The 4,936-nt window shown below is 61.6% G+C and carries 3 protein-coding genes; 1 reads left to right on the forward strand and 2 read right to left on the reverse strand.

Features of this window, described 5'->3' with window-relative positions; genetic code table 11:
• Positions 1–198: 198 nt before the first annotated feature.
• Positions 199–426 (forward strand): sulfurtransferase TusA family protein, encoded by a 228-nt coding sequence (locus PQR54_RS38780; RefSeq protein WP_041759012.1) that lies wholly within the window; start codon positions 199–201, stop codon positions 424–426.
• A 129-nt stretch (positions 427–555) separates the two neighbouring features.
• On the opposite strand, the gene galU is transcribed toward PQR54_RS38780, so the two are convergent.
• Both galU and PQR54_RS38790 read right to left on the reverse strand, forming a co-directional pair.
• Positions 556–1,437, reverse strand: a complete 882-nt coding sequence (gene galU, locus PQR54_RS38785; protein ID WP_012433783.1) for a UTP--glucose-1-phosphate uridylyltransferase GalU — start codon at positions 1,435–1,437, stop codon at positions 556–558.
• 70 nt (positions 1,438–1,507) lie between these two features.
• Positions 1,508–4,387: a valine--tRNA ligase gene (locus PQR54_RS38790; RefSeq protein ID WP_408255421.1), complete on the reverse strand. Its 2,880-nt coding sequence runs from the start codon at positions 4,385–4,387 to the stop codon at positions 1,508–1,510.
• Positions 4,388–4,936 lie beyond the last annotated feature (549 nt).

The following is a 4,936-nucleotide window of genomic DNA, read 5'->3' on the forward strand; positions in this document are numbered from 1 at the left end:
GGCAGGCAAAGAAAGTAGGTGCCGCCCCGCACAGGGGCAGCGCTAATAGACCACTAAGAACTCAAGGAAAGGCCAACACCCTTAACCAAACAGTCAAAAAAACCCGCCACCCGGCACCCCCATCAAGCCTGCGGTAGAATTCCACCCTCCGGCGTCACGAAAAAGACGCCCCTTCCCCGAAGGTCATCGTCGATGCAAATTCAGATTCACAAGGAAGTCGATGCACGCGGGCTCATGTGCCCGCTGCCCATCTTGCGCGCCAAGAAGGCGCTCGCCGATATGGAAAGCGGCCAGATTCTCAAGGTGCTCGCCACCGATCCGGGCTCGCAGCGCGATTTCGCCGCGTTTGCCCGGCAAACCGGCAATGAAATCGTCGAAAGCTCCGCGCACGACAAGGTTTTCACCTTCCTGATGAAGCGCCGCTGAAGCCGACGCAGCAACGCGCTCGCCCCTGAGCGGTCGCCAAAAAACAAAAGGCGCTGTCCCCGCGAATGCGGGCACAGCGCCTTTTAACTTCCGTTCAACGCTACCGGGAGGCTAGCGGCTCAAAGCCACTCAACCTTCCAGCACCGGCGAACGCGTGCGCAGATATTCTTCGAAATCGGCAGCCACTTCCGGGTGACGCAAGGCGAACTCGACGGTCGCCTTCAGATAACCCAGCTTGCTGCCGCAGTCGAAACGCGTGCCGTGATACTTGTACGCCAGCACCTGTTCGTCGGCGAGCAGTGACTGAATCGCGTCCGTCAGTTGCAATTCGCCGCCCGCGCCCGGCTTCAACGCACGCAGATGTTCGAAGATACGCGGCTTCAACACATAGCGGCCCACCACGCCGAGATTCGACGGCGCCACGCTCGGCTCCGGCTTCTCGACGATGCCGGACATCTTGATGATCGAGTCTTCCCACTCCTTGCCGTCGACGATACCGTACGACTTGGTTTCCTGAGCCGGAATCTCTTCGACGCCGATCACCGAGCTGTGATAGTGGTCGAACACCTCGATCATCTGCGTCATGACGGGCGGCGTGCCGTACAGCAAGTCGTCCGCGAGAATGACGGCGAACGGGTTGTCGCCCACCAGCTTTTCGGCGCACATCACCGCGTGGCCCAAGCCCAGCGCTTCCGGCTGACGCACATAGAAGCAGTCCACATGGCTCGGCTTGATGCTGCGCACAAGTTCCAGCAGCTTGTCCTTGCCGCGTGCCTCGAGTTCCGCCTCGATTTCATACGACTTATCGAAGTGGTCCTCGATCGCGCGCTTGCTGCGCCCCGTGACGAAGATCATTTCGGTGATGCCGGCTGCCATTGCTTCTTCCACCGCGTACTGGATCAGCGGCTTGTCGACAATCGGCAGCATCTCTTTCGGGCTCGCCTTCGTGGCAGGGAGGAACCGGGTGCCAAGACCTGCTACCGGAAAAACCGCCTTTGTAACTTTTAGCATGTGATTACCCTGAATCCTCTGGTTTAGCTATCGGTCCTTGCCTGCCTCTTGGGGCGGGCACGGAGCGGGATCAAACCGGCAAGCGCGCCAGTTGGGCTTTCAGTTTGCCCACCGTCGCTTCGAATTCTGCCAGTCTTTTCTGCTCCTGCTCAACGACTGCCGGCGGTGCCTTTGCAACGAAACTCTCATTCTGCAATTTTCCGTTGCACTTGACGATTTCCGTACTCAACCGCGCAATCTCCTTCGACAACCGCTCGCGCTCGACTGCCACATCGATTTCCACTTTCAGCACGAGCTTGTCATTCCCCACGATAGCAATTGGCGCGCCATCTGCCTGCGCATCCAGAGTCGCCTCGTCGGCAATGATCTGCACTTCGGACAAACGGGCCAATGCCTGTGCGTACGGAGCAAAGGTGCGCAGGCGCTCCGCGTTGCCGGAAGCGAGCAACGGCACCTTGACCGCCGGCGACAGATTCATTTCGCCGCGCAGATTCCGGCACGCATCGATCACTGCTTTCAGATCGGCCGCCCACTGTTCCGCGCCTTCATCGATCTTCGACGGTTCGGCGACGGGGTAAGGCTGCACCATGATGGAAGCTTCGCCTTCGGCCTTGCCCTCGGGATAACGCCCGGCCAACGGCGCCACTTTTTGCCACAGCGCCTCGGTGATGAACGGAATCACCGGGTGCGCCAGCCGCAGCACCGTCTCCAGCACGCGCAGCAGCGTGCGGCGCGTTGCGCGCTGCTGGTTCGGCTGACCCGTCTGGATCTGAACCTTCGCGAGCTCCAGATACCAGTCACAGTATTCGTCCCATACGAACTTGTATAGGGCGTTGGCCACATTGTCAAAACGATAGTCGGCGAAACCCTTGGCGATTTCCGCTTCCACGCGCTGCAGACGCGAGACGATCCAGAAGTCGGCCTGCGAGAAATGCAGGTGCCCGTCCGGACCGCATTCGCCGCATTGTTCCGGCTTGCCGAAACCGCAATCGTGGCCTTCGCAGTTCATCAGCACGAAACGGGTGGCATTCCACAGCTTGTTGCAGAAGTTGCGATAGCCTTCGCAGCGCGCCAGATCGAAGTTGACGTTGCGCCCGAGCGTGGCCATCGAGGCCATCGTGAAGCGCAGCGCGTCGGTGCCGAACGCCGGAATGCCTTCTGGGAATTCCTTGCGGGTTTTCTTTTCGATCGACGCGGCCTGCTTCGGGTTCATCAGGCCGGTAGTGCGCTTGGCGACCAGCGCGTCGAGGCCGATGCCGTCGACGATATCGATCGGGTCGAGCGTATTGCCCTTGCTCTTCGACATCTTCTGGCCTTCGGCGTCGCGCACTAGGCCGTGCACATACACCGTGTCGAACGGGACCTTGCCGGTGAAGTGCGTGGTCATCATGACCATGCGCGCGACCCAGAAGAAGATGATGTCGAAGCCGGTGACCAGCACCGACGACGGCAGGAAGTGCTTCAAGTCCTGCGTTTCATTCGGCCAACCGAGCGACGAGAACGGCACCAGAGCAGACGAGAACCACGTGTCGAGCACGTCCTCATCGCGCTTGAGCGCGCCCGTGTAGCCGGCGGCCGTGGCCTTGGCGCGGGCGGCTTCTTCGGTCTTCGCGACGAAGATTTCGCCGTTTTCACCGTACCACGCCGGAATCTGGTGGCCCCACCACAGCTGGCGCGAGATGCACCAGTCCTGGATGTTTTCGAGCCACTGATAGTACGTGGTGGTCCAGTTTTCCGGCACGAACCTGATTTCGCCGCTGCGCACCACGTCGAGCGCCGTTTCAGCGATCGATTTACCTGGATTGAAAGTGCCTTCCGGCGCCGGCTTGCTCATGGCGACGAACCATTGGTCCGTCAGCATCGGCTCGATCACGACGCCCGTGCGGTCGCCGCGCGGCACCATCAGTTTGTGCGGCTTGACCGATTCGAGCACGCCGAGCGCTTCGAGGTCGGCCACCACCTGCTTGCGGGCTTCGAAGCGGTCGAGGCCGCGGTATTTTTCCGGCGCGTTCTCGTTGATCTTCGCGTCGAGCGTGAGGATTTCGATCATCGGCAGCTTGTGGCGCAGACCGACCTGGTAGTCGTTGAAATCGTGCGCGGGCGTGACCTTGACGACGCCGGTGCCGAACTCGCGGTCGACATAATCATCCGCGATGACCGGCACTTCGCGGCCCGACAGCGGCAGCGTGACCGTCTTGCCGATCAGGTGCGCGTAGCGCTCGTCTTCCGGGTGGACCATCACGGCGGTGTCGCCGAGCATGGTTTCCGGGCGCGTGGTGGCGACCGTCAGATGGCCCGAGCCGTCGGTAAGCGGATACTGGATGTGCCACAGCGAGCCGTTTTCTTCTTCGCTGACGACTTCGAGATCGGAGACGGCGGTGAGCAGCACCGGGTCCCAGTTCACGAGGCGCTTGCCGCGATAGATCAGGCCCTGTTCATACAGACGCACGAATACGTCGCGCACGGCGGCCGACATTTTGTCGTCCATCGTGAAGTATTCGCGCGACCAGTCGATCGAGGCGCCGAGGCGGCGCACCTGGTTCGTGATGGTCGAGCCGGATTCCTGTTTCCATTCCCACACACGTTCGACGAATTTTTCGCGGCCGAGGTCGTGGCGCGAGACGCCTTTTGCGTCCAGTTGCCGCTCGACGACGATCTGCGTGGCGATGCCCGCGTGGTCCGTGCCCGGCACCCACAGGGTGTTTTCGCCGAGCATGCGGTGATAGCGGGTGAGGCCGTCCATGATGGTCTGGTTGAACGCATGGCCCATGTGGAGGGTGCCCGTGACGTTCGGCGGCGGCAGCTGGATCGAGAAATCTTTCCGGTTTTCCTGGATGGCGGGCGTCGCGTAAGCGCGCTTTTCCCATTCGGGGCCCCAGTGGGCTTCGATGGTGTGGGGCTCGAAGCTTTTGGCAAGCGTGGAGGTGGTGTCGCTCGGGGTCTCGCTCATTTGTGTCGGTTCGGCTGGTGAATGCTAAGAATGGTTGATTATAAGCGGCGCCTGGCGGCGGGGGATTTTTGGAGTCGATCAAGGGGTGGTTTTTGCCTGCGGCCGCTTTTCGGTGTTGGCCTTTCCTTGAGTTCTTTGTGGTGTATTAGCGTTGCCCCTGTGCGGGGCGGCATCTACTTTCTTTGCTTGCCGTGCCGCAAAGAAAGTAGGCAAAGAAAGCGGCTTCACACCGCCAGCTTTCAAGCGGGTCCCCCGGCCTGGAGGGGGCAGTGGCACATCTGGAAACTGTGCCCTCGCGCATTCAACACTTGTGACAAGGCAGTCATACTCCCCGCCTCGCGCCTCGCGCCTCGCGCCTCGCGCCTCGCGCCTCGCGCCTCGCGCCACGCGCTCGCCGGAACGGTCCGCCCAAAACCGGGCGCTGCGCGTGTGCGCGCTCGGGGCATCGGCTTCGCCCCGGCGATGCCGCGAAACGGCCTGCGGTTCGGAAGGCGCCCGCCGCGGACGGAGCCAGCGCTTCGGGAAATGCCGTCGGGCGCGGAAAGTGAT

Source organism: Paraburkholderia phytofirmans (genome assembly GCF_046028095.1).
Lineage (GTDB): Bacteria > Pseudomonadota > Gammaproteobacteria > Burkholderiales > Burkholderiaceae > Paraburkholderia > Paraburkholderia phytofirmans_A.

Excerpts from the sequence above, each read along its gene's own strand:
- galU (WP_012433783.1), bottom strand. The coding sequence starts at position 1,437 with ATGCTAAAAGTTACAAAGGCGGTTTTTCCGGTAGCAGGTCTTGGCACC.
- PQR54_RS38790 (WP_408255421.1), bottom strand. The coding sequence starts at position 4,387 with ATGAGCGAGACCCCGAGCGACACCACCTCCACGCTTGCCAAAAGCTTC.